Origin of the sequence: Streptomyces albidochromogenes (genome assembly GCF_005981925.1) — a bacterium.
Classification (GTDB): Bacteria; Actinomycetota; Actinomycetes; order Streptomycetales; family Streptomycetaceae; genus Streptomyces; species Streptomyces albidochromogenes.
Genome location: NZ_VBVX01000565.1, coordinates 1 through 1,907 on the forward strand (window position 1 = coordinate 1; position 1,907 = coordinate 1,907).

General features: G+C 73.2%; 2 protein-coding genes. Both read right to left on the reverse strand.

The window, feature by feature from the left end; all coding sequences use genetic code 11:
- Positions 1 to 174: 174 nt before the first annotated feature.
- Positions 175 to 1,083 (reverse strand): LysR family transcriptional regulator, encoded by a 909-nt coding sequence (locus tag E2E34_RS33860; protein ID WP_138905651.1) that lies wholly within the window; start codon positions 1,081 to 1,083, stop codon positions 175 to 177.
- A gap of 53 nt (positions 1,084 to 1,136) precedes the next feature.
- The coding region (locus E2E34_RS33865) for a DMT family transporter (RefSeq protein WP_138905652.1) at positions 1,137 to 1,907 on the reverse strand (771 nt) is incomplete at its 5' end.

Below are 1,907 nucleotides of genomic sequence, written 5' to 3' on the forward strand. Positions count from 1 at the left end.
GGTGGGCCGGGGTGGTGGGTCAAGGGTGGAGCGGAGCGAAATCGCCGCAGGCGACGCGACGCAGGAGCGCCCTTGACGCACCACCCCGGCCCACCGACCCTGAAGCGCCAGGGACGACCCGAGAACCACCCCGCCGCACAACCCGTGGTACACCCTTCAAGCCCTTCAAGCCCTTCACCCCCGCCGCCCCGTAGCCACCTCTCGGAGGGCGGCCAGGACCCTGGCCACGGCCGGGCCCGCCTCGGCTCCCCGGCGTACTGCCGCCACGACGTGGCGCTGGGGCTGGTCCGCGCTCAGGACCCGCATCACCACTCCCGTCCGCCGCTCCGCCGCCGCCATCCGCGGCACCAGCGCCACGCCCATGCCCGCCTCGACCATGGCCAGGATCGCCGTCCAGCCGGCGGCGCTGTGCGCCTGCTCCGGCACGAAGCCCGCCGCCTCGCACGCGTGGCGGGTGATCTCCGACCACGGCCCGCTCCCGCCGAAGATCCACGGCTCGCCCGACAGGTCCGCCAGCCTCAGCCCCGGCGCCGCCGCCATCGGGTGCCCCGCCGGGAGCGCCACGTCCAGCGGGTCGGCGAGCAGCGGCACTCGGGCCAGTTGCTGGTCGCGGGCGGTCGGCGCGTGCGCCGCCAGCGACAGCGCCAGGTCCACCGCCCCGCTCGCCAGCAGCTCGTACGCCTCCGCCGCCTCCGCCTCCCGCACCCGCACCTCCAGCGCGGGATGGGTCGTACGCAGCCGCTGCACCGCCGGCACCACCAGCGCGGGCACGGCCGTCGAGAACGCCCCCACGCGCACCTCGCCCGCCTCTCCCCGCACGTAGCCCGTCAACTCGGCGTCCGCCTGCTCCAGTTGCGCGAAGACCGCCTCCGCGTGCCGCAGCACGAGGTGGGCGGCGTCCGTCAGGCGGACCCGCCGTCCGTGCGCCTCAAGCAGGGGTACGCCGAGCTGCTTGCCGAGGTTGGACAACTGCTGCGAAACGGCCGACGGCGTCATCATCAACGCCTCGGCCGTCGCGGTCACGGTCCCCCGGTCACGCAGGGTCCGCAGGATCCGCAGCTTCTTGATGTCCCACTCGATCATGGGACGGAATGTATCCCGGCACCCTTCCCGGCCGGAGGCACAAAGCCTTCCCGTCACCGCCCCCGTCCCGCCCCCAGCATCACTCCGCCGAGGATCAGCACCATGCATACGATCTGCATCGGTCCCGTCGCCTCGCCCAGCAGGACGAAGGAGAGCAGCGCCACGCACACCGGCTGGAGGTAGTAGACGACGCCCGCCCTCGCCGCGCCGATCAGCGCGATCGCCTTGTTCCACGCGAAGAACGCGACCGCGGAGGAGAAGACCCCCACGTACACCAGCGGGCCGACCGTTCCCGCCGTCGGCTGGAAGCCGCCCTGGAGCGCCAGGCTGGCGGCGTACGCCGGGAGGAGCATCAACGCGCCGAGCACGAACGTGCTGAAGAGGAACGCCAGTCCGCCGATCCCGGCGGGCTTGCGGCGCAGCAGCGCGCTGTACGAGCCGAAGCAGACGGCCGCTGCCAGCATCCACAGGTCCCCGGCGGCGAAGTCCAGGGCCAGGGAGCCCTTGCTGACCAGGAGCAGCACCCCCAGGCACGCCACCAGCATTCCGACCGTGCGGCGGGCACCGATGCGGGCGCCCCCCAGGCGCTCGTACGCGGCCATCAGGACCGGCGAGGCGGCCATGATCATGCCCATGTTGCCGGCGGACGTCGAGAGCCCGGCCTGGTTCACGAGGGTGTTGTAGACCGTCACACCGAGCAGCGAGGCCAGCACCACGAAGCCCAAGTGGCGGCGCAGTACGGTTCGTTGCCGCCACGCCTCGCGGGCGGCGAAGGGGGCGACGGCGACGATCGCCACGATCCAGCGCCAGAAGGCAGCCTGCAC

Excerpts from the sequence above, each read along its gene's own strand:
- E2E34_RS33860 (WP_138905651.1), bottom strand. The coding sequence starts at position 1,083 with ATGATCGAGTGGGACATCAAGAAGCTGCGGATCCTGCGGACCCTGCGT.